The organism is Hufsiella ginkgonis (assembly GCF_009834915.1).
GTDB lineage: Bacteria > Bacteroidota > Bacteroidia > Sphingobacteriales > Sphingobacteriaceae > Hufsiella > Hufsiella ginkgonis.
This window is the reverse complement of sequence record NZ_WVHS01000002.1, coordinates 323818-348371: the sequence shown is the minus strand read 5'-3', so window position 1 is coordinate 348371 and position 24554 is coordinate 323818. Positions and strand designations below refer to the sequence as shown.

The 24554-nt window shown below is 50.1% G+C and carries 23 protein-coding genes and 1 riboswitch; of the genes, 14 read left to right on the top strand and 9 right to left on the bottom strand.

From position 1 onward, the window contains the following. Nucleotides 1-50 precede the first annotated feature (50 nt). From GS398_RS08195 to GS398_RS08175, 5 genes are all read left to right on the top strand, one after another. On the top strand, nt 51-659 hold the full coding sequence (locus tag GS398_RS08195; RefSeq protein ID WP_160906285.1) for a HupE/UreJ family protein: 609 nt from the start codon (nt 51-53) through the stop codon (nt 657-659). After that, entirely contained in the window at nt 659-2995 is a 2337-nt protein-coding gene (locus GS398_RS08190) for a M1 family metallopeptidase (RefSeq protein WP_160906284.1), read from the top strand. Before GS398_RS08195 ends, GS398_RS08190 begins: the two co-directional genes overlap by 1 nt. A gap of 135 nt (nt 2996-3130) precedes the next feature. Next, nucleotides 3131-3336, top strand: a riboswitch (cobalamin riboswitch). 164 nt (nt 3337-3500) lie between these two features. Next, entirely contained in the window at nt 3501-4469 is a 969-nt protein-coding gene (locus GS398_RS08185; RefSeq protein WP_160906283.1) for a ribonucleoside-diphosphate reductase small subunit, read from the top strand. A 45-nt stretch (nt 4470-4514) separates the two neighbouring features. Next, nucleotides 4515-6905, top strand: a complete 2391-nt coding sequence (locus GS398_RS08180) for a ribonucleoside-diphosphate reductase subunit alpha (RefSeq protein ID WP_160906282.1) — start codon at nt 4515-4517, stop codon at nt 6903-6905. Beyond that, the gene (locus GS398_RS08175) at nt 6880-7116 is read left to right on the top strand and encodes a cysteine-rich CWC family protein (protein ID WP_369410245.1); all 237 of its coding nucleotides are present in this window, start codon (nt 6880-6882) and stop codon (nt 7114-7116) included. Before GS398_RS08180 ends, GS398_RS08175 begins: the two co-directional genes overlap by 26 nt. Before the next feature lie 2 nt (nt 7117-7118). Here the strand turns inward: GS398_RS08175 and GS398_RS08170 are convergent, their stop codons facing one another. Genes GS398_RS08170 through GS398_RS08150 form a run of 5 tightly spaced genes read right to left on the bottom strand, consistent with a single transcriptional unit; the run spans nt 7119 to nt 12660 of the window. Next, nucleotides 7119-8414 carry a M20/M25/M40 family metallo-hydrolase gene (locus tag GS398_RS08170; RefSeq protein WP_160906280.1) on the bottom strand — a complete coding sequence of 432 codons (1296 nt, stop codon included), beginning with the start codon at nt 8412-8414 and terminating at the stop codon, nt 7119-7121. 10 nt (nt 8415-8424) lie between these two features. Further along, complete coding sequence (locus GS398_RS08165) at nt 8425-9915, bottom strand: YfcC family protein (RefSeq protein WP_160906279.1); 1491 nt, start codon at nt 9913-9915, stop codon at nt 8425-8427. Between the two features lie 30 nt (nt 9916-9945). Continuing rightward, nucleotides 9946-10710, bottom strand: a complete 765-nt coding sequence (locus GS398_RS08160; RefSeq protein ID WP_160906278.1) for an NIPSNAP family protein — start codon at nt 10708-10710, stop codon at nt 9946-9948. Between the two features lie 58 nt (nt 10711-10768). After that, nucleotides 10769-11284: a hypothetical protein gene (locus GS398_RS08155; protein ID WP_160906277.1), complete on the bottom strand. Its 516-nt coding sequence runs from the start codon at nt 11282-11284 to the stop codon at nt 10769-10771. Between the two features lie 2 nt (nt 11285-11286). Further along, nucleotides 11287-12660, bottom strand: coding sequence for a dicarboxylate/amino acid:cation symporter (locus tag GS398_RS08150; RefSeq protein ID WP_160906276.1), 1374 nt, complete (start codon nt 12658-12660; stop codon nt 11287-11289). Nucleotides 12661-12726: 66 nt separating this feature from the next. Between GS398_RS08150 and GS398_RS08145 the strand changes: the two genes are divergently transcribed. The 4 genes from GS398_RS08145 to GS398_RS08130 all read left to right on the top strand — a co-directional run bounded on the left by GS398_RS08145 (nt 12727) and on the right by GS398_RS08130 (nt 14376). Continuing rightward, complete coding sequence (locus GS398_RS08145) at nt 12727-12933, top strand: hypothetical protein (RefSeq protein WP_160906275.1); 207 nt, start codon at nt 12727-12729, stop codon at nt 12931-12933. A 63-nt stretch (nt 12934-12996) separates the two neighbouring features. Next, nucleotides 12997-13245: a hypothetical protein gene (locus GS398_RS08140; protein ID WP_160906274.1), complete on the top strand. Its 249-nt coding sequence runs from the start codon at nt 12997-12999 to the stop codon at nt 13243-13245. Nucleotides 13246-13286: 41 nt separating this feature from the next. After that, entirely contained in the window at nt 13287-13784 is a 498-nt protein-coding gene (locus tag GS398_RS08135; RefSeq protein ID WP_160906273.1) for an RNA polymerase sigma factor, read from the top strand. Beyond that, nucleotides 13771-14376, top strand: coding sequence for a hypothetical protein (locus GS398_RS08130; protein WP_160906272.1), 606 nt, complete (start codon nt 13771-13773; stop codon nt 14374-14376). Before GS398_RS08135 ends, GS398_RS08130 begins: the two co-directional genes overlap by 14 nt. Before the next feature lie 20 nt (nt 14377-14396). Here GS398_RS08130 and GS398_RS08125 read toward each other — a convergent pair whose 3' ends face one another. Then, nucleotides 14397-14888 carry a D-glycero-alpha-D-manno-heptose-1,7-bisphosphate 7-phosphatase gene (locus tag GS398_RS08125; protein WP_160906271.1) on the bottom strand — a complete coding sequence of 164 codons (492 nt, stop codon included), beginning with the start codon at nt 14886-14888 and terminating at the stop codon, nt 14397-14399. Nucleotides 14889-14959: 71 nt separating this feature from the next. Here GS398_RS08125 and GS398_RS08120 point away from each other — a divergent pair, with 71 nt between their 5' ends. Continuing rightward, the gene (locus tag GS398_RS08120; RefSeq protein ID WP_160906270.1) at nt 14960-15529 is read left to right on the top strand and encodes a 2'-5' RNA ligase family protein; all 570 of its coding nucleotides are present in this window, start codon (nt 14960-14962) and stop codon (nt 15527-15529) included. A 13-nt stretch (nt 15530-15542) separates the two neighbouring features. On the opposite strand, the gene dprA is transcribed toward GS398_RS08120, so the two are convergent. Further along, nucleotides 15543-16634: a DNA-processing protein DprA gene (dprA, locus tag GS398_RS08115; protein WP_160906269.1), complete on the bottom strand. Its 1092-nt coding sequence runs from the start codon at nt 16632-16634 to the stop codon at nt 15543-15545. A 265-nt stretch (nt 16635-16899) separates the two neighbouring features. Between dprA and GS398_RS08110 the strand changes: the two genes are divergently transcribed. Together GS398_RS08110 and GS398_RS08105 are read left to right on the top strand one after the other, a co-directional pair. Next, entirely contained in the window at nt 16900-17271 is a 372-nt protein-coding gene (locus GS398_RS08110) for a BlaI/MecI/CopY family transcriptional regulator (RefSeq protein WP_160906268.1), read from the top strand. Next, nucleotides 17268-18689: a M56 family metallopeptidase gene (locus GS398_RS08105; RefSeq protein WP_160906267.1), complete on the top strand. Its 1422-nt coding sequence runs from the start codon at nt 17268-17270 to the stop codon at nt 18687-18689. The genes GS398_RS08110 and GS398_RS08105 overlap by 4 nt, the downstream gene beginning before the upstream one ends. On the opposite strand, the gene GS398_RS08100 is transcribed toward GS398_RS08105, so the two are convergent. Both GS398_RS08100 and GS398_RS08095 read right to left on the bottom strand, forming a co-directional pair. Continuing rightward, complete coding sequence (locus GS398_RS08100) at nt 18673-19917, bottom strand: competence/damage-inducible protein A (RefSeq protein WP_160906266.1); 1245 nt, start codon at nt 19915-19917, stop codon at nt 18673-18675. The two genes, GS398_RS08105 and GS398_RS08100, sit on opposite strands and share 17 nt — an antisense overlap. 4 nt (nt 19918-19921) lie before the next feature. After that, a complete protein-coding gene (locus tag GS398_RS08095; protein WP_160906265.1) occupies nt 19922-22564 on the bottom strand; it encodes a putative LPS assembly protein LptD in 2643 nt (880 codons plus the stop codon). 135 nt (nt 22565-22699) lie between these two features. Between GS398_RS08095 and GS398_RS08090 the strand changes: the two genes are divergently transcribed. Beyond that, nucleotides 22700-23563, top strand: coding sequence for an N-acetylmuramoyl-L-alanine amidase family protein (locus tag GS398_RS08090; RefSeq protein WP_160906264.1), 864 nt, complete (start codon nt 22700-22702; stop codon nt 23561-23563). A 24-nt stretch (nt 23564-23587) separates the two neighbouring features. Continuing rightward, on the top strand, nt 23588-24535 hold the full coding sequence (locus GS398_RS08085; RefSeq protein ID WP_160906263.1) for an MlaD family protein: 948 nt from the start codon (nt 23588-23590) through the stop codon (nt 24533-24535). Nucleotides 24536-24554: the final 19 nt, after the last annotated feature.

Here is a 24554-nt window from a genome sequence, read left to right as displayed (position 1 = left end):
ATGGTTAAACTGACGACAAAAAAAGCTATAATTAACCGGAAATTGAGTAAATGGCTGATTTTAATTTGTACTTCACCCTCGGCTGGCAGCATATCTGCGATTGGAAAGGGTTCGATCACATCCTTTTTGTGATGGTTTTATGTGTGCCATACGCACTTTCGCAATGGAAAAAAGTGCTGGTGCTGGTAACCGCTTTTACGGTGGGACATTCTATTACGCTGGCTTTAAGTACGCTGAGCGTGATCCATGTAAATACCAGCCTCATCGAGTTCCTGATCCCGTTAACCATCGTTTTTACCAGTCTTTTCAACATTTTATGGCGAAAGAACACCATTAAAAAGCCGTTTTCCACAACAACAGAATCTGGGATCGCTTACCTGCTGGCCTTGTTTTTCGGGCTTATTCACGGTCTCGGTTTCTCTACCTACCTGAAAAGCCTGCTTGGGAGCGACTATAACGTCATTCCCCGGTTACTGGCTTTTAACGTGGGACTGGAGGCCGGGCAGCTTTGTATCGTAACGGTTACGTTACTGGTATCGTGGTTTTTTGTGAGGATATTTAAAACGCCGGTGCGCGACTGGATATTATTCCTGTCATCTGCTATATTTGGGCTGGCCGCGGTGATGGCCGCCGAACGCATTTCGTTAATTAAATTCTGATGAACAAACGATCCTGTTTTATTGCTTCTTTATTTCTTTTGCCGGGTATTTCCATGGCGCAGAACATTGGTAACCCGGGTTCCAACCATGGCAATAAGTTCGAACAGCTGGGAACGATCCTGCCTGACGCGAATGTTTACCGTTCCGCTTCGGGCGCTCCGGGGCCAAAATACTGGCAGCAAAAAGCCGATTACGAGATCAGCGCCACGCTGAATGATGAAAAGCAGCGTCTCGACGGTTCGGAAACCATTACCTATACCAATAACTCGCCCGACGCCCTCACCTACCTATGGCTGCAGCTGGATGAGAATGAGCATAAAAAGGATGCGGAAAGCGCTGCGTTCGAGACCAGCAAGATCCAGCCTAAAATGAGCACCAGGGATCTGCAGACCATCATAGGACATAACCTCGACCTGGGGAATCACATCGAGAGTGTAAAAGACGCGGCAGGCAATTCCCTTAAATATACCATCAACCAGACCATGATGCGGATCGAACTGCCTAAAGTGCTGCTTCCCAACCAGAAATTCGTGTTCAAGATCGTTTGGTGGTACAATATTTCCGACAGGAACACGATCGGCGGCCGCGGTGGCTATGAGCTTTTCCCCGAGGACGGCAACTACCTGTATACCATGGCGCAGTGGTTTCCAAGGATGGCGGTTTACAGCGATTTCCAGGGTTGGCAGAACAAGCAGTTTACCGGTCGCGGGGAGTTTGCATTAACGTTTGGCGACTACAAAGTGAGCATTAACGTACCTGCAGATCACGTGGTAAACGGGACCGGGCTATGCTCGAACTATGCGCAGGTACTTACTTCGCAGCAATTAACGCGCTGGAGCCAGGCGCAGACTGCCAAAGAACCGGTAGAGATCGTTACGCTCGCCGAAGCAAGGCAGGCCATGAAGGGAAACGTAAAAACCCGTAAAACATGGAACTTTCATGCCGAAAACGTGCGCGATTTTGCCTGGGTGTCTTCCCGCCGGTTGGTGTGGGATGCCATGGCAACCGTCGTAGACGGCGGTAAGAAAGTAATGGCGCAATCGCTTTACGGCCCGGAAGCATATCCATTGTACCGCCGCTATTCGACGAAACTGGTGGCGCATACATTAAAAGTATACTCGAAGCATACCATCACCTATCCTTACCCCTCGGCTATTTCGGTGGAGGCTAATAACGGGATGGAGTACCCGATGATCTGCTTCAATTATGGCAGGGCCGAAAAAGACGGCACATATACCGAGGCCACAAAAAACGGCATGACCGGCGTGATCATCCACGAGGTAGGGCATAATTTCTTCCCGATGATCGTAAATTCCGATGAACGCCAGTGGACCTGGATGGATGAAGGCCTGAACACCTTTTGCCAGTTCCTGGCGGAGCAGGAATGGGACAACCGCTTCCCCTCGAACCGCGGGCCCGCGCATAAGATCGTGGATTATATGAAGCTGCCCAAGGATGAACTGGAGCCGATCATGACTAATTCTGAGAACATCGTCCGTTTTGGCCCGAGCCAGTACGCTAAGCCCGCAACCGGTCTTAACATTCTCCGCGAAACGATTATGGGACGAGAGCTGTTCGATTACGCCTTTAAAACATATGCCGGGCGCTGGGCTTTTAAACATCCTACGCCGGCAGACCTGTTCCGCACGATGGAGGATGCCTCGGCAGTTGACCTCGACTGGTTCTGGCGCGGGTGGTTTTATGGCACCGACCCCGTTGATATTTCGGTTGACAGCGTAAAGTACTACCGCATGGATACCAGGAACCCGAACTTGGAAAATGCGTACGACCGTGCTGTTGCCGACCGCGCACTGGAAAGCATCAGTGCAAAGCGAAACCGTGAATCGGGCGTCGACTTTGCCGTGAATACAGATACGGCTTTGCTGGATTTTTACGGCAAGTATGATAAGTTCGCCACCACGCCGTCGGCTACACAAGCCTACCAGAAACTTTATGCCGGTTTAAGTGCGGAAGAGAAAGCGTTGTATGACGCTAAGAATTATTTTTACGAAGTAAGCTTTTCCAATCGCGGCGGGTTGGCCATGCCGCTGATTATCGAGTGGACGTATGCCGACGGTTCCCGCGAGGTGGAAAAGATCTCCGCCTATATCTGGCGGAAAGATGAGCGGCATATCTCCAAAGTATTTGCAAAAACGAAAGAGGTAAAGTCTATCAAGCTCGATCCGTACCGCGAAACCGCAGACATCGATGAAATAAATAATAGCTGGCCGCGTGAATACGTGCCGTCACGTTTCGAGATCTTTAAGCAGCAGGTATTACCAAGAGGCAGTGCGCCGGGTCTGAACCCCATGCAGCAGACACGCGGAAATCAATGAATTCGTGGTTGTCGCGACCGCCCGGCCGCGACAACCACGTCTTAAATTCCCAGGCCGGGATATGTGGATAATCCACACGATGTTTAAAACTACTTTCTTCGGCCACCCGCATTTCTCCCTACTTTTACAGCTCGTTCTTTGCCAAACTATCCTGGTGCATCGCCCCGGCGGGTGATGATTAAAAGGGAACCGTGTGAGAATCACGGGCTGACGTGCAACTGTATGAGTAATCAGTTGTCAGCTATCAGTGACCGGTTCCGGGTAAGCGCCTGGAGAACTGCAACTGGCAACTGATCACTGACAACTGATAGCCAGATACCTGCCAAGATAGTATTGCCAACTTTCACGAATAAGGTTTGGCAAAAGCCTTTTCCCGGCTACCACGGGTTCAGTGTCTTTTGTAGAATCGCTTTAATTATAGCTATTGGCTGATAGCTGTCGGCTGATAGCATTTCTATCGCCGGAAGCGGCCAATCGCTGAATACATCAGCCACTATCTAAAACTATGTACGAAGAACCGCTGCTTAAAGAAAACAAGGATCGATTTGTGATCCTTCCCATCAATTATCCCAAAATCTGGGAGATGTACAAAAAACATGAGGCCAGTTTCTGGACGGCTGAAGAGATCGATCTTTCCGGCGACATGAAGGATTGGGAGAATCTCAACTCCGGGGAACAGCACTTTATTTCGCATATCCTGGCCTTCTTCGCGGCAAGCGATGGCATTGTGAACGAGAACCTGGCCGTAAACTTTATGAGCGAAGTACAGGTGCCCGAAGCGCGTTGTTTTTATGGGTTCCAGATCATGATGGAAAATATCCATTCCGAGACTTATGCACTGCTGATCGATGCCTACATCCGTGACCCGAAGGAAAAAGACCGGTTGTTCCACGCCGTGGACACCGTGCCGGCAGTGAAAAAGAAAGCGGAATGGGCATTGCGGTGGATCGAGAAAGGCAGCTTCGCGGAGCGGCTTGTGGCTTTCGCCGCTGTAGAAGGGATATTTTTTTCGGGCAGCTTCTGCTCGATCTTCTGGTTGAAAAAGCGCGGTTTAATGCCGGGGCTAACCTTTAGTAACGAGCTGATCAGCCGCGACGAAGGCTTGCATTGCGAGTTTGCCTGCCTGTTATACGGTATGCTGGAGAATAAGCTTTCGCGCGAGCAGATCTACCGGGTGATCGGTGATGCCGTGGAGATCGAAAAAGAATTCATCACAGAGGCGTTGCCCGTGGACCTGATCGGCATGAACGCACGGCTGATGAAACAATACATCGAGTTCGTAGCCGATCGCTGGATCATGGAGCTGGGCCACCCTGCGCTGTTTAACGCCACCAACCCGTTCGATTTTATGGAGATGATCTCCCTGCAGGGTAAGACCAATTTCTTCGAAAAACGGGTGGGCGACTACCAGAAATCAGGCGTGCTTTCTACGGATAAGAACGCACAGACTTTTTCGCTGGAAGAGGATTTTTAATTCACTGCTTTCCACATAATACTACACTACTAAACAAGATATAGCATGTTCGTAATCAAGAGAAACGGCAGAAAAGAGAGCGTCAAATTTGACAAGATCACCGCAAGGATCCAGAAATTATCGTATGGACTAAGTCCCCTGGTGGATGTGATCGACGTGGCGAAAAAAGTGATAGAAGGCATTTATGACGGCGTAAGCACCACGGAGCTGGACAACCTGGCGGCGGAAATGGCTGCGTCGTTAACTACCAAACATCCCGATTATGCGCTGTTGGCCAGTCGCATCGCGGTGAGCAACCTTCATAAAAATACCGCGAAATCATTTTCGGACACGGTCCGTAAGCTATACCATTATACCGATGCGGCAACCGGCCGCAAAATGCCGCTGATTGCGGAAGACGTACTCCAGGTGGTAGAGGAGCATGCGGAACTGCTCGACAGCTCGATCATTTACGACCGCGATTTCGGGTTCGACTATTTCGGGTTTAAAACCCTGGAAAAATCGTACCTGCTGAAAGTTGACGGGAAGATCGTGGAGCGCCCCCAGCATATGTACATGCGGGTGGCGCTCGGGATCCATAAGGAAGATATCACGAGCGTAATTGAAACCTATCACCTGATGAGCGAGCGCTGGTTTACCCACGCTACGCCGACACTTTTTAACGCAGGGACGCCAAAACCGCAGATGTCTTCGTGCTTTTTGCTGACCATGAAAGATGACAGCATTGACGGTATTTACGATACCCTGAAACAAACCGCCCGCATTTCGCAAAGCGCGGGTGGCATTGGTCTTTCCATTCACAATGTGCGGGCTACCGGCAGCTATATCGGCGGTACCAATGGCACCAGCAACGGCATTATCCCGATGCTGAAGGTGTTTAACGACACGGCGCGGTACGTAGACCAGGGGGGCGGCAAAAGAAAAGGTGCGTTTGCGATCTACCTGGAACCCTGGCACGCCGATGTTTTCGAGTTCCTCGATCTGCGTAAGAACCATGGCAAGGAAGAGATGCGCGCGCGGGACCTTTTTTACGCCCTGTGGATACCCGACCTGTTTATGCAGCGCGTAGAAAGCGATGGCGATTGGAGCTTGTTCTGCCCGCATGAAGCGCCAGGTCTGCACGAATGTTTTGGTGCGGAATTCGAAGCGCTGTATGCCCGCTATGAGCGCGAAGGCCGCGCACGTAAAACTGTGAAAGCGCAGGACCTATGGTTTGCCATTTTGGACGCGCAGATAGAAACAGGTACTCCTTACCTGCTGTACAAGGACGCAGCCAACAGTAAAAGCAACCAGCAGAACCTCGGTACCATTAAGAGCAGTAACCTTTGTACCGAGATCATGGAGTTTACGAGTGCAGATGAAGTGGCGGTTTGTAACCTGGCCTCTATTGCACTCCCAAGGTTTGTGATCAACGGTAATTTTGATTTCGAAAAACTTTACGAGGTTACATACCAGGCTACCAAAAACCTGAACCGGATCATAGATAATAACTACTACCCGGTAGAAGAAGCACGCCGTTCTAATATGCGCCATCGCCCGGTTGGTTTAGGCGTGCAGGGCCTGGCCGACGCATTTATCCTGCTGCGACTTCCTTTTGAAAGCGAATTGGCGAGGATCCTTAACAGGAATATTTTTGAAACGATCTATTTCGCGGCTATGACCGCCAGCAAGGACCTGGCCGTAGAACAGGGCCACTACGAAACGTTTGAGGGATCCCCCCTCTCGAAAGGCCAGTTCCAGTTTGACCTCTGGAATGTGCAGCCTTCCGGCAGGCACGATTGGGAGTCGCTGCGGAAAGAAGTGATCGGGCATGGCGTACGTAACTCGCTGCTGGTGGCGCCAATGCCAACCGCCTCCACCTCTCAAATACTCGGAAATAACGAGTGCTTTGAGCCGTATACTTCTAATATCTATTCGAGAAGGGTCCTCAGCGGCGAGTTTATCATCGTAAATAAGCACTTGCTTAAAGACCTGATCCAGTTGGGCCTGTGGAACAACACGATGAAAAATAAGATCATCGCTGCCAATGGTTCGGTACAGGCGATTGATGAGATACCTGCCAACATTAAAGAGATCTACAAAACGGTATGGGAAATTAAGCAGCGTAACCTGATCGATATGGCGGCAGATCGCGGTGCGTTTATCTGCCAGTCGCAGTCGCTAAACCTGTTTGTAGATAGCCCGACCGCCGCGAAGCTGACATCGATGCACTTCTACGCATGGAAAAAAGGTCTTAAAACTGGGATGTACTACTTGCGTACACAGGCAGCTACCCGTGCGGTGCAATTTACCGTGGAGAAACAAGGCGGGAAGAACATGGACCCCGTGGTTCCGCAGATCGACGCGGCGAAGAGCGACGTCGCAGATATCGAACCGGATATAATTGCCGGTCCCACCTGCAGCATGGAAGATGGCTGCATCTCGTGCAGCGGTTAACGGGCAGATGACCAAGCACGAGATCATATCCTGCGAACGGTGCCGCACACGCATTGAATGTAAAGCCAACTCCTTTACCAAATGCCAGTGCAGCACCGTTCGCTTAAGCCTTAACGAAACGCAATTTATCAGCGAAAGATTTGACGGATGTTTGTGTGCCCACTGCTTGCTTGAGTTACAACAAGCGTATAAAAACGAGCTTACTGCCTGACTTTACTTCGCCAGCCCCGCTTCGGCTACCAGGATCAGCAATGCGTTTTGAATTCCCAGGTATCCCTTCTCGTTAATCCACCACTCGTCCAGCGAATGCGTGTTGCCGCCAACGCCACCTTTGCCGATCGTTACAGCCGGTACCTTTTTTGAAATCGGGATGTTGGCATTCGTGGAACTAAAAGAAAGTACCGGCCTGGCGCCCAGGAATCCGGCGGATGCCATAGCGCGCCGCACCAGCGGGATGTTTTGTTCCTGCACGGCAACAGGGCGCTCCCCTACCAACCTGATGTCGGCCGTTAGTTTAGGACCGGAGCGGAGCAGGGAATTTTCCTCATCGAGGCCCTTCTGGATGGCCTCTTTAAATAGTTCGCCGATCCCCGCCAGTTTTTCCGGGCTCTCGGAACGCATATCCACTTCCATCCACGATTCGTAGGGAATGGCGTTTACCGACGTTCCTCCGCCGATGACGCCTACGTTGTAAGTGGTTTTAGTGCCGGTGCGTGTGTATGGATCTGCCTCACGGATAAAGTTACCGATGGCACGCGCCAGTGCATGGTGCGGGTTGGCAAGACCGAACGCGCCATAAGAATGACCGCCTGGTCCCTTGATCGTTACCCGGTAGCGCATGGAACCAACACCGCCGTATACGATGCCTCCGATCCCTCCGCCGTCTATGGCAATATACGAGTCGATCTTAGGGGCGCCATCGCCAAACAGGCCTTTTACTCCCCTAAGGTCGCCGAGACCTTCTTCGCCAACTGACCCGATAAACAGGAGGTTTGCTTCGGTCTTAATGTTTGCCTCACGCATGGCTTTCGCGATAGCAAGTACAACGGCAAGGCCGCGGGTGTCGTCACCTATACCGGGAGCTTTAAGGGTATCGCCCGCATGTTTTACCGTTACATCGGTCCCTTCCGGGAAGACGGTGTCTAGATGGCCTTCGAGCACAACGGTCCTTTTGCCGTTTTTCCCCTTCCTGAGAGCCAGCACATTTCCTGTGCGGTCGGTCCATACAGAATCGAAGCCGATCGCTTTGAGCAACTGGTAGAATTTCTCGCCGCGCTGTTTTTCCTTAAAAGGAGGAGCGGGAATTTCGGTGAGCAGGATATGGTCTTTCAAGGTAGCGGGTTCCAGTTCGAGGATTACCCGGAGCGCTTTTTTGATGACGGGTTGCGCAGCCAGTTTCGCCATTTCCGACTCGTACTTGCTGCTTTCGGGCGATGTTTGTGCCTTACTGGTCTGTAAAGCAAGCGCCAAAATAACAGGCGCCATAAAGCACCGGGTTTGATATCTCATATTTAATATATTACAGCCTGATTCCCACCAGCAGGAACACCACGCATACCAGGAAAATGATCACCATAAACGGCCAGATAAAACGCAGCCACGCCTTTAGGTTAACGTTCGCAAGGGCCAACGACGGCAGGATCAATCCCGCGGGCGTGATCAATCCCATAATCCCCATCCCATAAAGGTAGCTGTTCACGATCTCCCTCCCGGGAACCCCGATCATGATGGCCAGCGAACCGATGATCGGCATCGTTACCACGGCCATGCCGGAAGAGCTGGAAATAAACAGGGTAAACACCATAAACAATACCAGCAGCATGATGATGAACAGCGACGACGGCATCGAATCAACCAATTGAACCGAACCGTAAATGATGCTGTCGCTGATGGTGCCTTCATTCAGGATGATGGTTATACCGCGCGCCACGCCGATAATGAAAACAACACCCAGCAGTTCCTGCGCTCCTTTGATAAATTTCTCGAGGAATTGTTTTTCGGATAACCGCGTGATCATGGCCACGATAATGGCGGATATCACAAATACGGCCGACATTTCGAGAAGCCACCAGTCCAGGAACACCACGCCCCCGATCATCACCAGGAACGTGACCAGGAACAGCGCTAGCAGCAGGTTGGTGCGGCCATCGGGTTTCGGTACAGCGGTCCCGCTTATATATGCGGGAAAATGGGGCTTAACCACTCCATCAAACCGGTATACAAAAGAGGCGGTGGGATCTTTCTTTACCTTACCGGCATACTTTAACACGTAACCGGTAAAGATCCCCGTGCTCACGACAAATAATAATAAGCGGCCATAAATGCCGTCTGCCCAATTGATCCCGGCGGCATTTGAGGCGGTGATGGTAGAAAACGGGTTCGAAAACGAGCTTAATGTACCCAGTTGCGTACCGCCAAAGATCACGGCAACCGGTACGATCAGGTCATAGCCCGCTGCCAGGAAAAGCGGTACGAGTATGGGGTAAAAAGCGATCCCCTCTTCGGCCATGCCATATGATGTACCGCCAAACGAAAACAGGAAGGTAAGTATAATGATAAGCCATCCCTCCCTGCCAGCCATTTTGTAGGAGAGATAAGCGAGCCCTTTTTCCATGGCACCAGAAGAATAGAACACCCCGATAAATCCGCCGATCACCAGTACGAACAGGATGATGTCTATCGTGTCATAAATTCCTTTTAGCGGCGCCTCCACGATATTGACGATGCCTTGCCGGTTACCCGGCAGTTTTTGATAAGTTCCCGGTATCGATACCGGCTTCCTGATATCCCCGTTCCCGAAACTCGTCAATTTCACCAGGATGTGCAGGCTGTCGAGCGTTTGCTGCGTAAACGGAAGCGCCTTTTCTCCCGATGGGGAGGTCACCGTAAACGATTTATCCCGGTATGTTAACGTGCTGTACCTGCCTGCCGGAAGTATCCAGGTTAATGCCGCGGCGACCACGATGATGAGCACCAGGATGGTAAGCGGTTGCGGGATCTTCTTGAACATCGCGAATAGGATCAGGGCGAAAAGCGGGAATCAGATATCGGAATAGTCTGTCGGGGTTAAAAAGATGATCGTGTTTTTCGTTGCGGTATTGCTGTATTTTGGCAGGCCACTGATCTTTTTGTACTCGGGGCCAAAATCTGCCCAATGCTTGTCGCGATCGGCCTTGTTGTTAAACGTGGTGAGGTACATCAGGTTAGGCATGCGCGGTCCGGATACCACCTGCCCATAAAATACCGCGTTAAAATTGAGGTTGGTAAAGATGGTGATCTCATCCTGGTTAAACATCCCGATCTTGTTGGCGGTAATGGCCTCTGTGGCACTCTCGTAACTGCGCAACTCGTAAACCCGTTCACTTTTAGGAGAAGTTAATTTTGGCGCCATAGGCTCGGGCATTCCCGAGAAGGCACGCAGCAGGATCGACTCCATGCGTGTGTAAACGGGGTCGGTGTTAATCGCCTCAAGGTAATCTTTGCCGTCGGCCAGGTACCGGGTATCTTTTTCGAGCCGGCCGCTAAGCGCCAGGAACTGGTCGAATTTTTTGAACGGAATGAATACGTATACCAGCTGATCCGTGGTGTCTTTTACCACCGGTTTAAAAACGCCGGCCATTTTAACGCCTGCGCGGTGAAGCGCCGGCAGGTAAGCATCTTTTAAAAAGGCGTCGAGCCTTGTCGCCTGCCGGGTAGTTTTCAGGTGGTAAACTTTTAGCTGATAGTAATACGCGTCTGCAGCTTTGGCGGAGCTGTTTACCAATTGCACGCAGCAGAAAAAGATAATAAAAAGCGCTTTTTTCATTTCAGTTTAGTTTTGTTGTATTGAAGCTCGGGTAAAGGGCCTTGCCTCATGAAGTTAGTTAGTTGGTTTTCGCTCTTCTTACGCGGTCTTCCGCATCGTTAATGCTTTTCTCCACCTCGTCGACCAATGATTTCGCGGCATCCGCCAGTTGCTGGTCGCGGTTGAATCCTGTACTAAACAGCAGCCGCTTGGATTTCCTTGCATATTTAAATTCGAGGTAGTAATGCAGGTCGTTTTTCGCGCCGACCGAATCATTGCTTTCCAATACCTCGGGAAAATTCCAGAACCCGACCTTCCTTGCCTTGGTATGCAGGTACTTAAGGTCTTTTTCGCGGAGCCTGAGGGTGGTTTTAATCAGCGAATCCTTGTCGTCAAGGTATTGGTAGGCGCCCGTTTTCGAGTCGTATTGATTTACCAGGCCGGTACCGGCCCCGTATTTAAGGGTGATCGATTCCAGCTCCGAATACTGGTAAGGCGCATTTTTGATCATCATCCCGTAGTAATATACGCAATAAATTAAGAAGGGTACCACTATGGTTAATCCCAGGAATATCTTTTTACTCGTACTGTTCATGTTTAACTTTTAAGCTCCCCTTCCCATTTGCTCACTACGGCTGTCGCCATGGCGTTACCCACCACGTTGGTAGCCGAGCGGCCCATATCCAGTAAAGGATCTATCCCGATGATCAGCGCCAGCCCGGCTTCGGGGATGTTAAAGGAAGCGATGGTGCCCGCAATAACCACCAGCGAAGCGCGCGGCACCCCGGCAATTCCCTTGCTGGTGAGCATGAGGATGAGCAGCATGGACAACTGCTGGTCGAACGATAAGTGGATATTATAAGCCTGGGCGATAAACAGCGATGCAAATGTCATGTACATCATGGAGCCGTCGAGGTTAAAGGAATAGCCCAGCGGAAGCACAAAGCTTACGATCTTATCCTTACATCCGAACCGTTCCAGTTCGAGCATGGTGCGCGGGTAAGCCGCTTCGCTGCTGGCGGTACTGAATGCCAGGAGCATGGCGTCTTTCAAGCCGTTTATGAGGTTAAACACCCGTTTGCCAAGTATGGCGAGACCTACAAGTGCCAGCAGGATCCATAAAATGAAAAGCCCGGAGTAAAACTCGCCGATAAAGATCGCGTAGGTCGACAAAATACTGAGCCCCTGCTTCGCTACGATCACCGTCATGGCTCCGAATACGGCCAGCGGCGCGAAGTTCATTACATAGCCCGTTATCTTCAGGATCACGTGCGCTATGGCGTCCATGGCTTTTATCACGATGGCTCCTTTCTCGCCTATGGCTGCAGTGGCAATGCCGAAGAAAAGCGAAAATACAACGATCTGCAGGATTTCGTTGTTCGCCATCGCCTCCACGAAGCTTTTCGGGAAAACGTGTGCGATAAAATCTTTTAGCGAGAGGGCCGATTTCTGGATATCCGTACCGAGATGGGTATCGGGCAGCGCCAGGTGCATGGTTTTCCCGGGCTCGAACAGGTTTACGAGGATCATGCCGAGCATCAGCGAAACCAGGGTGGCTGAAAGGAACCAGATCATAGTTTTGCCGCCGATCCTGCCCACCGCTTTTACGTCGCCTACCTTGGCCACGCCTACTACCAGCGTGGTAAACACCAGCGGAGCCACGATCATTTTGATCAATCTCAGGAAAATGTCACTTAACAGGGCAAAGTATTCAAGTTTGCCTTCCCGCGTAGCGGTAGCCTCTTTGCGCACGGCGATCTGGGCCTTTTTAACCGCCTTTTGCTCCTGGTACGCCGAAGAAAGTGTATCCTTGCTGTTGACCATCACGGTTTCTGCATTTTTTATCAGCGCCTCGGCTTTCAGGATCTTTTCGTTATAGGGATTAATGCTGCGGATGTTGTATAAATACCCTACCGCGATACCGGCCACGAGCGCGATAAAAATGAAAAGCGTGAGCTTGTTTTTGGTCATAAATTTGCTTGATCTTTAAAACTTCGACAATTTACTATTTTGCCGCAAAATACTACTTTATCGCCGATGCAGCCTGCCCTCAGGGAAATTAAAAAGGAACTCGTTCACCTGGGTCGCGAGGAGCTGGCAACGCTGTGTCTGAGGCTGGCCCGGTATAAAAAAGACAACAAGGAGTTGCTCAGTTTCCTGTTGTTTAACGCGGATGACCTGCCGGCTTATACCACGATAGTGAAAGAAAGCCTCGCAGAAGAATTTACGCACCTGAACCGGTAAAATTATCAATGCGCCAAATCGCTTCGTAAGATATTAAGGATCATCGCCAGGCATGCGCGGTACATGGCTTCGAAAGAACAGGAGGCCGACCTGCTGGTATGGTTTTGTCGCAATTTCCTGGCGCACGTTAACCTGGGCAGTTCTTATAAACCGCTCCGCACGCTGTTTATCAGGCAGCTTCAAAAGGTGGTTGCGCTGGCTGCTTCTCTTCACGAAGACCTCCAGCATGATCTTCGGCAGGATATCGAATTCCTGGCCGGCCTGGCCGATGAAAGGTTAAAGGGTTTTAGCCGCAAGGATGTAAAGATGTAACAAAACGCCACCTAAGCGATCTAAACCCGTATACGATCCGAATGGACACCAAAGAACAGCGTTTCAAAGTAATTTTCCAGGCCAATTCGAGGAAGATATATCATTTATGTTATGGATATACCGGCGATAGTGATTCTGCGAATGACCTGATGCAGGAAACGTTCATGAAGGTATGGCAGAACCTCGACAAGTTCCGCAACCAGGCCATGATCTCTACCTGGATCTACCGGATCGCCGTAAATACCTGTCTGTCATACCTGCGGGTGGAGAAAAGGCAGCCAAAGGATGAGCTGACAGACAATATTATTGAAACCCGGGGCGAAGAGCTTTCGGAAAAAAACGAACAGGTGGCGTTGTTATATAAGTGCATATCAAAACTGGAAGAGAACGAAAGGATCATTATTACCCTGGTGCTTGATGAGGTGCCCTACCCGGAGATCGCCGAGGTGTCGGGTATTTCCGAAGGAAACCTTCGGGTAAAAATCCACCGTATTAAACAAAAACTGACCGAAATATATAACCGTTATGAAAGATTTTGAGGAGTTGAAGAATATATGGCACGGTCAGGCCGAGCTTCCGCGGGTCAGTTACGAGGAGGTGTTAAGCAAGGTAAAGAAAACACGCCTGGTGTTTTCCAATAAGTTGCTGCTACAGGTCGTCAGCCTTTCGCTTGCCATTGCATTGATGGTGCTTATCCTGTTTAAGGTCGATTTCAGGCTGGATACTTCCTACCTGGCCATCGTTATTTTTATCTTATGCTGTTTGTTTTACCTGTATGTACAGGTGAGGGATTACCGGAAGATCAGTCGCAGTGAAACCTTACTCGAAATGCCGGAGGAGTATATTTCTTATCTCAAATCCTACAAACAAGCGAGGTACATACTTAATACCCGCATTTACCGCATCTACATGTTGTTTATGGGGATTGGTTTTGCGCTTTACTTTATCGAAGTGTTCTTCTTCGTTTCGATGGTGCAAACGCTCATCGCCGTCGCATTTACCGTTGCCTGGTTCTTTGTGTGTTACTATGTATTTATGCGGATGTACATTCGTAAGGAAGAAGCCCGGTTAAACGAGATGATCGGAAACCTGGAGCGGCTGAAGAAACAATTCGAGGTAGAGGAAGTATAAGACTAAAGTAAGCCACAGCCTCACGCGATCAGGTGGAGCACTTCACCGATCGGCTGATCCGAGTCGATCAATATGCCTGTCATGCCTGCTGCTTCTCCGGCAAGCACATCGCGTTCGCGGTCGCCGATAAAATAAGACCGGGAAGGTTCGGCTCCGAACCTTGCGGCGGCCTTTTCCAGCATGATCGAACCAGGCTTACGGCATAGACAGTTACCGTTATATTGCGGGTGATGACGGCAATAATATATTTCCGTTAATGTGATGCCGTTGGCCGAGTAAACGGCCCGAAGTTTATCGTGCATTTCGCTAAGGTCTTTTTCAGAATACCAGCCTTTGGCGATGCCGCCCTGGTTAGTGATCACGATAAGCAGGTATCCCCTGTCCTGCAGCTGTTTTAATGGCGCGAAATTATGCTCCAGTACCTCGAAATCTCCTGCCGAACAAACGTAATCGCCAAGCTCTTTATTTAACACACCGTCCCGGTCGAGGAATACTGCTTTGTTAGGTCTCATCGGGCAAAAATAAGAAATGTACCGGGGTATGATCTGGTTTTGTTTTACTAAAATAATTAGTAATTTTGATTATGGAAAATTTATACCTCCTGGCTATCCTGCCCCCGGCACAACTCGGCGGGCAGATCCACGAGATCAGGGAGGAATGCGCCCACCGGTTCAATGTAAAGGCTGCGCTTAAGCCGCCAGTGCATATTACCCTGTTCAGACCTTTTAAGCTGGGCCCCGTGCTCGAGAAACATCTCTTACGACAACTTTCGCCTGCGGCCGTACATCCGGATATCGAGATCATCCTGGAAAATTTCGACTCTTTTAATGTACATACCCTCTACATCCGGGTTGTTAAAAACCCCGGGCTGTCGTCGCTTCAACGCGGTATCGCCCGCATTATGAACCAACACAAGTTCGCTCCCAGGGAGACTAAAAATGGGAATACTACATTTACCCCCCACATTACCATTGCCTATCGTGATATTCCCGCAGAGACGTTTCCTTTGATGTGGGAAGAATACAAGGACCGTAAGTTTCAGCGGAAATTTACGGCTGACGGTTTTACGCTGTTAAAACATGACGGTAAGAAATGGCAGATTTTTAAAGAATACCGGTTAAAACAGGAACCGGAAGCGCTTACCTTATTTTAGGATACGGGGGCCGCTAAGCCATCCGGAATAATTTACCGGGCATACTTACTACAATACCCTGCATTTCGAGGCCCAGTAAGACAACTACCATTTTGCTCTGAGGTGTTTGCGCTTTGAAACAAAGATCGTCTATGGAAGTGGCGCCATCCGCTTGCAGGATATCGGTTACAAGCCGTTCTTCTTCGGTGAAATTTAATAACAGGGCAGTTTGTTTCGGTTTTGCCGGTGAGTGATCAGTCCAGCCCAGGAGATATTCGATATCCCTGAAACGTGATACAAGGTGGGCGCGATTTGTTTTAATGAGGAAATTACAGCCCGCGGAGTATTCGCTGAAGACGTCGCCGGGGAAAGCAAAAACATCCCGGTTATAAGAATTGGCGAGATCAGCGGTGATCAATGCACCGCCTTTTACGCCGGCTTCCACCACGATGGTGGCATCGGCCATGCCGGCGATGATTCGGTTACGTTTGGGAAAGTTCTCCCGGTCGGGCTTGGTACCCGAGGGAAATTCGGTAAGCAACCCGCCGTTCTCCAGCATTCGTTCTGCAAGGTCGCGATGCTGCAGCGGGTATACGCGGTCCAGACCATGTCCCAGTACCCCGATGGTGCTCACCCCGTTTTTAACACAGGCCCGGTGGGCCAACCCGTCGACGCCATGGGCGAGACCGCTTACAACCAGTATGCCTTTTTCATGCAGGTCGGCAACCAGGTGCTTCACCAGCTCCCTGCCATAGGGCGTTGCATTGCGGGTGCCTACAATACTTACGACCTTTTTGGCGTTCAGTGCTGCCGGGCCTTTGTAGTATAACATGGCCGGTGCATCATAGCAATTCCGCAACCTCGCCGGAAACCTGTCTTCCGTAAAGAACAGGGGCGTGATCATATGCCGGTCAATGAATTCCACCTCCTTCTCCGCCCGCGCAAAACATTGCTTCCTGGCGATCAAGCCCGCTGTCCGTTCTCCTACTCCCTGTATCGTTAATAATTTCGACTTCTTCGCCGCAAACACTTCTTCCGCTGTGCCAAAACCTTCAATGAGCGCACGGGCGGTAACGCATCCTATTCCGGGAATAAAGTTTAATGCTATTTGCTCCAATACAGCCACCAGGCAAATATAGAAAATAAATTAACTTTAAAACAATAATTATTCTAGTATAATTTTAATTGGCTGATTATCATTATGAATTTAAATAAACTATATAAATAGTTTGCAAACTATAAAAATAGTTAATACCTTCATTTTTGTGAACTATAAAAGTAGTTTGGAGGATGAGGTAACAGGTATTATCGCTCCCGCCAGCTATGTGTTCCGGCTGATACCTGGCAGCCGCGGCTTAAGATATTCACACGAAACTTAAAAATGCAACTCAATGAAAGAACTCACAAAAGCTGAAGAGCAGATCATGCGTATCCTGTGGGACCTGAAAGAAGGAATTGTAAAAGATATTCTTGAACAGCTCCCCGATCCAAAACCGGCTTATAATACGGTTTCGACGGTAATACGGGTGCTGGAAACCAAAGGCTTTGTAGACCACAAAGCGTACGGGAACTCACATGTTTACTTCCCGTTGATAGCGGAAAAGGATTACAAGCATTTTGCCTTCGACAAAGTGATGACCACCTATTTTGATAACTCGTACGAGCACCTGGTGTCGTTCCTGGTAAATGAGAAGAAGCTTGATATAAACGAACTCGAAGAACTCACCCGGTTAGCAGAACAGCTCAAAAACAAAAAGTTATGAACCTCATCTATTACATGCTGGAAGCCAACACCTACTTGCTGGTGTCCTGGTTCTTTTACCGGCTGGCCCTGCAGCGGGAGACCTTTTATACGCTTAACCGGTTTTATCTGTTAGGCACTACGCTCCTCGCGTTCGTAATGCCTTCTATCAGCCTTAGCGGGCTGCGGCCGGCGGTTGCGGAATTGCCCATTGAGTACGCTGTTGCTGCCGAAAAGGCGCCCGGAGTTCCGTTACTCACCCTTGGCTGTGGTATATACCTGGTAGTCGTATTATTCTTTATGGCCCGGTTTGTCCTGCGGATTTACCGGATCAGCAGGATGGTTGCCGGTGCATCAACCGCCGATGCCGATGGGATCAAGACCGTACCCATCAGCGAACCGAATTTATCGTTCTCATTTTTGAACTATTTGTTCATTCATCCCGGGGCAGAAAAAGCTGAGACGATCATCAGGCACGAGCTGGTGCATATCAGGCAGCGGCATTCGCTTGATATCCTTTTTTTTGAGTTAGTCAGGATGGTTAACTGGATCAACCCGCTGACGGTGCTGATCCAGCAGGAGATAAAAGCGCAGCACGAGTTTATTGCAGATGAAGTGGTTGCTAACATTGAGAACAACGCCGGCGATTATGCCCTGTTCCTGATCCATAATTCTTATGGAGCGGTTCCGAGGCATCCTGGCAGCACCATGTTTAGTCATTCACTATTAAAGAAAAGAATCATGAAATTAAATCAAAAAAGATCGTCGAGCTGGGCCAGGTTAAAATACCTGCCGGTGCTGGTTTTGCTACCTTCCATGCTTTGCGTTACCGCAACGGCGTTTACGAAGGATTATGGCATGATAGACCTGATGCCCGCAGACACCATTAAAAACAAATCCAGGCAAAAGATCGTGCCTCCGCCTCCGCCGCCTGCTCCGCCAAAGCTTACTAAATCTGCGGGTAACGCCACGAAGGTTTCGCCTTCCCCGCCCGCAGGGACACCGGAAGCCAAAGCGAGGAATGAAGCACGGTTTAAAGCCAAAGGTGGTAAGGATGTCCCTCCTCCCCCTCCACCTACCCCGCCGGTGCAAAAACCTGAGGTAGAAGAGGTTACGGAAATCCCTCCTCCAAAAGTAAACCAGGTGCGGTTTCCGCCGCCAAAAGCGAAGTCAAAGTTAAAAACCTCGCCAAAGGTAGAACAGGTACGGTTCCCTGCCCCGAAATTGAAATCGAAAAAGAGCCCGCCAAAGGTAGACCAGGTACGGTTCCCGCCACCTGAGCCGAAGCCGCCCGTAAAAGAAAAGCCGGCAGGGAGCGATAACGCAAGTAAGGGTAAAAAGGAGTCCGAACCGGTGGTTAGGCGAAATCAGGGCCGTGTACGGGACGCAAAAATAGAAGACCTTATTGTCCCGAGCGCTGACGCTAGGCCAAACCCTTAACCCGGGCAAGGAGTAGTATAATGGCGTTTACCGCCGCCCTTTCGATATTTTGGGCACGACGGTTACCGAACTTGAACAGTTTGGTAACCGTTTCGTTTTTCCCGGCCACGGCTACCCAAACAGTACCCACGGGCTTTTGGGGCGTGCCGCCGTCGGGGCCAGCCACCCCGCTTATTGCCACGGCGAAGTCGGAGCCGAAATTTTTACGTGCGCCTTCTGCCATTTCAGTCACCGTTTCTTGACTTACCGCCCCTTTTTCTGCAAGTGTTTCGGGTAAAACGCCGAGAACGCTTTGCTTTAACTGGTTTGAATACGTAACGGTGCCGCCCACGAATACGCTGCTGCACCCCGGATGCTGTGTGATCAGGTGCGACAGGTAACCGCCCGTGCAGCTTTCTGCTACCGAGAGTGTGAGTCGTTTCGATTCCATAAGGTCGAGCAATGCCTTTTCGAGGGGCTTGTCTTCATCAGTGACCACGAAATCGCCTACTCTTTCCCTGATCCGGGTGCTAAAAACGCCGATCTCCCGGGTGAGTTCGTCGCGGCTCTCGCCGTATCCGCTGAGGCGTAAACGTACCTGCCCGAGTTTTGGCAGGTAGGCAAGCTTAATATGTGCGGGGAGCGAATCCTCAATGTCGGCGATCTCCTCTGCCAGGAAAGATTCGCCGACTCCTGCCGTAAGCATGGTATGGTGAACGATCGAACTTAATTCGAAACGGACCTTTAACCTGGGAATTACCTCTTCCTCTACCAGGTACATCATTTCGAAAGGTACGCCCGGCATGGAAATAATAATTTTGCCGTTATATTCAAACCACATACCCGGAGCGGTGCCATTCTTATTCAGCAATACAGTACAGTTTTCGGGTACGTCGGCTTGCCGGATATTTACCTCCAGCAGCGGCCGGTTATTACGGGCAAAGATCTTCCTGACCTGTTCGAGCGTAGCCTCATCACTTTTAAAACCTACACCAAAGTATTCGGCAAGTGTTTTCTTGGTGATGTCGTCTTTCGTGGGGCCTAAACCACCGGTGATCAGCAGCACATCTGCTCTTTCACATCCCGCGGCCAGGGCCTCGAGAATATGTGTGCGCTCGTCGGAAACCGAGGTGATCTGCTTAACGCGGATACCGGCATCGTTCAGTTTGGAGGCCATCCAGGCCGAATTGGTATCCACTACCTGGCCGATGAGGATCTCATCCCCTATCGTAATGATCTCAGCTAACATAGTTTTAGTAATATGGGCGGCGACGGCTTAGTTTAAGGTCCTGGAGAATGGCCGCTTTCACCTTCAGGTCGATGCTGTAGCTCCTGTAGGTGCCAAAAGGTACCCAGTTGATCGCCATATCCCAGCAATGGAGATCGCGGTAGATGGCGAATTGTGTGATGCTGATCTTTTTAGCGTAAAAATCGTAGCCGGAGTTATAGGTCACTTTCCATTTCGGAGTGACGGAGAAATCACCGGAGAAGGAAAAAGTATTGGTTACGTTCGATACAAACGCCGGCTTTGAATAGTTGAATGTATAAGATAAATTGATATTCCAAGGAACGTTAAAATCTACGAAGGCGTTAGGGTCGGTGCTGATCTGCGAAAGTTGCTGTGCCTGGTCGGGCGAGATGTTGCGGTTAGCATTATTTGCCTGGTTGGCATTGTTGGCCCGGCTTTTTGCCGCGGCAGAGTTAAAGCTGTAGTCGAACCCAAAGCCCATGAAAACCAGCCTGGCCAGCTTACCGTTCCTAAAGGCATATTCGTTTACCCGGAAACCTCTTTCGTTGAGGACATAGGGGTCGAATGTACCGCTAAAGTTGATGCCAAGTTTCTGTTTAAAAAGCGCAGTACGACCGGAGAAACCGATGTTTGCCAGCCTGAAGGAGTCCGCAGCCATGTTGTAACTCGTATTGAAGGAGAGCCCCTGGAGGATCGGGAATTTTTCGACCGCGTTGGTGGTGTCGCTGTTCGAGCGGCGTTTGCCCTCGATGGTGTTATCCAGGGTAAAATTGATGCTTCCCTGTTTTCCGGCCCCGGGCGCGCCGAATACCGCCTGCTCGAATATAGAATACCGCTGCCGGAGGTTGTTTTGCCCGTCGCGCAGATCGCGGTAAAAACCGTACTTATCCTTTCCGAAATCGGGCTGGAAGAAAAGGCTTACGCTCGGGGTCATGGTATGCCTGATGTCGGTGATCTTGCCCTTTTTGAAATGGAACTGGCCGTAAACTTTCGTGGAGAGCCCTGTAGTAAAATTGTAATCGTAGGCCCTGGAAAACCCTCTCACGGTGTCGATAAGCACCGTATCGCTTTGCGCGACGTAATTTTTCCGGATCGTTTGCAGGGTCCATGATTCACGGTAAGGCACGCCGATGTTGAACTGGAAGTACTTTAAAACGTTTTGCGAAAAACCGGTATTGAAACTATGCTGCATACCGTTCACGAAACGGCTGAGGGCTTCTTTTTTGAAGAGCTGATCTTCGCGTGCGGAAATGGAGTTCTTTGCCTGCATGTTGTAGCCGACATTTATTTTCTGGAACCATTTCTGCTCGCCTGTCCGGTTTTTCGAGTCGAACGGGTTGAACGAACTCATGGCGAGGGTTACTGCGGGAAGCTCTAGTTGAACCTGCTTGGTTTCGATATCCTGCGAATGCTGAAGCGAAGCCGTCATATTAAACAGGGATCCCAGTTGTTTGGCGTAAGAAACGTTTGACCGCAGCGCATTGTTGGCAATTGCCTGGATGTTGTAACTGCCGCCCGCGGCCGTCACCGAGTTATAGCTGCTCGACTGCACGTTCACCGAAGCGCTAAACGAAGTTCCGGGGTTAGCCTCGTTCCGCATGGAGTGCGACCACTGGATGCTGAAGTTCTTTTTAGGGGCGTATTCCGGGGTGCCTTCTACCCCCAGGCGGGTGGATGCGTAATTAAGCATGATGTTTCCGTCATACTTATAGTTTTTCCGGTAACGTGCGGCGAGACTTCCTTCATAAGATCCCTTGCTGTACAACGTTCCCCTGATCTCGGCGTCCCAGTAGTCGGTAAGACCGATGTAGTAACCAAGGTCGCGCATGTAGAAACCGCGGGTCGCTTCCTCCCCAAAAGTGGGAAACAATACGCCCGACGCCCGTTTATTCACCTTGGGAAAAAAACCGAACGGGATGATCGCGGGAAACGTAACGTCTTCGATCACCAGGTACGCCGGCCCGGTAACTATCTGTTTATCCGTTACAATTCCCTTGGTGATGGCGATATAGAAATGCGGATCGGGCAGGTTACAGGTACTGTATTTCCCGTTCTTGATCGAAATTTCGTCGTACTCGTTCTTTTTGGATTGCTGCGCCTGTAAATACCCGCCTTCTACCTCCGTGGAGATGCGGTATAGTTTGGCCCGCCTGGTCTCGAAATCGTAAAATAAGGAGTCGGTATAGGCGGGGGCCTCCGCTCCCTGTTTAATGATGGGTCTTCCCCGGTACTTTTTTGTTTTCGGATCAATACTTCCGCGGGCAAAAATGGTGTGTTTCTCCTGGTCGAGCAGCATAAAGTCCGAGCCCAGCTCCAGGTCGTTGTACGATACGCGTGCTTTGCCATAAAGGTATACCAGCTTACGCTCGTGGTCGAAGATCACGGAATCTTCCGCCGAATAATTTACGGTAGAATCGAGCCCCGAAACGTTACGTGCTTTTACAGTGTCGGCTTTTAGTTTCTTTACAGAATCTGCGCTTGCCTTCAGCCTGGCGCTGTCGGCGTTCGTTTTTTTGTCGAGGGCCTCTGTGCCGCTTCGTAAAAACGGCCGCGTTTGCGCAGACAGCTTCCCTCCCGACAACAGTAACAGGATGAGAAGAAAAGGAAAAACCCTGGCAGAATGAAAAAAAAGTATAATAAATTTCAAATTTCCCGTTGAATAGTATTTTTGCAATAGAGCATTAGAAAATCCTTCAAAATTAGTGAAACCTTCAGGGTATGCAAGTACAAAAGATGTATAACGCGTCCCGGGTTTCCCTTTATTCTTACAGACAACGATAAAATGAAAACAACCGTATTCAGGGCCGTGATTTTTAATGCCCTTATTTTCCTTGTCCCGCTGCTGTCGTTGGCTGTTGAGCCGCCATACCGGATAAAAACGATCGTAGTAGATGCCGGGCATGGGGGCCGCGACGGAATCACGCACGGTCTTTTTTCGAAAGAGAAGGACGTAGCGCTGCAGGTGGCCCTGAAGCTTGGCAAGGCCATAGAGGAAAACCTGAAAGATGTGCGCGTACTTTACACGCGTACCGAAGACGTTTACCCGGAGTTACGTGCCCGCGCTGCGCTGGCCAACGGTGAAAAGGCCGACCTGTTCATCTCCATTCACTGCAATTCGATGCCTGTTGTGCGCAAACAGGTAATATCAGGATATAAAAAGAACAAAAAAGGTAAACGCGTGCCGGTTTATAAAACGGTGACCTCACAAAGCACTTCTACGCGCGGGGTAGAAACGTTCGTGGCGGGTTTTGGACGCCTGGATGAGCAGGATGTAGCTTTACGCGAAAATGCGTCCATCCTGCTGGAAAAGGATTACAAGGAAAATTATGATGGATATGATCCGAACGATCCCGAAAGCTTTATTATTTTCCAGCTGATGAAGAACGCTTTCCGCGAGCAGAGCATCCGCTTCGCATCGCTGATCCAGAAGGAATACGTGGCCACCGGGAGAATAGACCGGGGCGTAAAGGAGATGAACCTCCTGATCCTGCAGCGCGCGGCCATGCCTTCGGTGCTAACGGAGATCGGCTTTATCAGTAACCCGGAGGAAGAAGAATACATAAACTCGGAGAAGGGGCAAAACGAAATAGTGACTTGTTTGTTAAATGCAATTCAAGCCTATAAGAAACAGGTTGAAGCTGAATAATAACAAGTACTAAATCCAGGACCATTGAAAATTTCGAACGAGACCAAAGTAGGAGTATTAGCCATAGTTGCCATTGTGATCCTTGTGGTTGGATACAGTTTTTTAAAGGGCAACGACGTTTTTACCAACGAACGCGAATATTACGCGATCTACGATGATGTAGGCGGGCTTGCCGTATCAAAGCCCGTGCTGGTGAACGGGTACCAGATCGGGCGCGTATCGCACCTGAGCCTGCAGCCCAACGGACAGATCATCGCGGAGTTTAAGATCAAACCGGAGTATGAGATCCCGGTGAACACTATTGCGAGACTGGAAAGTACCGACCTGCTGGGAAGCAAAGCGATCATATTCGAGCTTGGCAACAGCGGCAAATCCGCAGCAGACGGTGATACGTTAAATGCTAACGTGCAAAAAAACCTGATGGAACAGGTGCAGCCGGTGCAGAAAAAAGCCGAGATGATGATCGCTCGTATGGACTCCATCCTAATGTCGATGAATGCGGCATTAAATCCGGACTTTCAGCGCAATTTTAATCGCAGCTTTGCCAGCATCGCGCATACGCTGGAAACACTCGAAAGTACTACCCGGCGTGTTGACGGCCTGGTAGGTACGCAAACCGATCATGTGGCGGCTATTATTGCCAATCTCGAGTCGATTTCTGCCAACTTTAAGAACAATAATGCCAAGCTTACATCGATCATGAATAATATCGACAAGGTGACCGATGAGGTGGCAAAAGCCAACTTTACCCAGACGATTCAAAATGCCAATAAGGCCATCCTCGATTTCCAGTCGATCGCTAACAAGATCAACAGCGGCGAAGGATCCATCGGCATGCTCATTAACGACAAGCAGCTGTACAATAACCTGAACAACTCTGCCGCAGATCTCGATAAGCTGATGATCGACCTCAAAGCGAACCCGAAACGCTATGTGCACTTCTCGGTGTTCGGGGGAAAAAAGAACGATTGAGGCGAAACGGATAACAGAA

Excerpts from the sequence above, each read along its gene's own strand:
- GS398_RS08185 (WP_160906283.1), top strand. The coding sequence starts at position 3,501 with ATGTACGAAGAACCGCTGCTTAAAGAAAACAAGGATCGATTTGTGATC.
- GS398_RS08175 (WP_369410245.1), top strand. The coding sequence starts at position 6,880 with ATGGCTGCATCTCGTGCAGCGGTTAACGGGCAGATGACCAAGCACGAG.
- GS398_RS08125 (WP_160906271.1), bottom strand. The coding sequence starts at position 14,888 with ATGAGACCTAACAAAGCAGTATTCCTCGACCGGGACGGTGTGTTAAAT.
- GS398_RS08105 (WP_160906267.1), top strand. The coding sequence starts at position 17,268 with ATGAACCTCATCTATTACATGCTGGAAGCCAACACCTACTTGCTGGTG.
- GS398_RS08100 (WP_160906266.1), bottom strand. The coding sequence starts at position 19,917 with ATGTTAGCTGAGATCATTACGATAGGGGATGAGATCCTCATCGGCCAG.
- GS398_RS08190 (WP_160906284.1), top strand. The coding sequence starts at position 659 with ATGAACAAACGATCCTGTTTTATTGCTTCTTTATTTCTTTTGCCGGGT.
- GS398_RS08090 (WP_160906264.1), top strand. The coding sequence starts at position 22,700 with ATGAAAACAACCGTATTCAGGGCCGTGATTTTTAATGCCCTTATTTTC.
- GS398_RS08195 (WP_160906285.1), top strand. The coding sequence starts at position 51 with ATGGCTGATTTTAATTTGTACTTCACCCTCGGCTGGCAGCATATCTGC.
- GS398_RS08110 (WP_160906268.1), top strand. The coding sequence starts at position 16,900 with ATGAAAGAACTCACAAAAGCTGAAGAGCAGATCATGCGTATCCTGTGG.
- GS398_RS08160 (WP_160906278.1), bottom strand. The coding sequence starts at position 10,710 with ATGAAAAAAGCGCTTTTTATTATCTTTTTCTGCTGCGTGCAATTGGTA.
- GS398_RS08120 (WP_160906270.1), top strand. The coding sequence starts at position 14,960 with ATGGAAAATTTATACCTCCTGGCTATCCTGCCCCCGGCACAACTCGGC.
- GS398_RS08140 (WP_160906274.1), top strand. The coding sequence starts at position 12,997 with ATGGCTTCGAAAGAACAGGAGGCCGACCTGCTGGTATGGTTTTGTCGC.
- GS398_RS08150 (WP_160906276.1), bottom strand. The coding sequence starts at position 12,660 with ATGACCAAAAACAAGCTCACGCTTTTCATTTTTATCGCGCTCGTGGCC.
- GS398_RS08170 (WP_160906280.1), bottom strand. The coding sequence starts at position 8,414 with ATGAGATATCAAACCCGGTGCTTTATGGCGCCTGTTATTTTGGCGCTT.
- GS398_RS08155 (WP_160906277.1), bottom strand. The coding sequence starts at position 11,284 with ATGAACAGTACGAGTAAAAAGATATTCCTGGGATTAACCATAGTGGTA.
- GS398_RS08145 (WP_160906275.1), top strand. The coding sequence starts at position 12,727 with ATGCAGCCTGCCCTCAGGGAAATTAAAAAGGAACTCGTTCACCTGGGT.
- GS398_RS08135 (WP_160906273.1), top strand. The coding sequence starts at position 13,287 with ATGGACACCAAAGAACAGCGTTTCAAAGTAATTTTCCAGGCCAATTCG.
- GS398_RS08180 (WP_160906282.1), top strand. The coding sequence starts at position 4,515 with ATGTTCGTAATCAAGAGAAACGGCAGAAAAGAGAGCGTCAAATTTGAC.
- GS398_RS08165 (WP_160906279.1), bottom strand. The coding sequence starts at position 9,915 with ATGTTCAAGAAGATCCCGCAACCGCTTACCATCCTGGTGCTCATCATC.
- GS398_RS08130 (WP_160906272.1), top strand. The coding sequence starts at position 13,771 with ATGAAAGATTTTGAGGAGTTGAAGAATATATGGCACGGTCAGGCCGAG.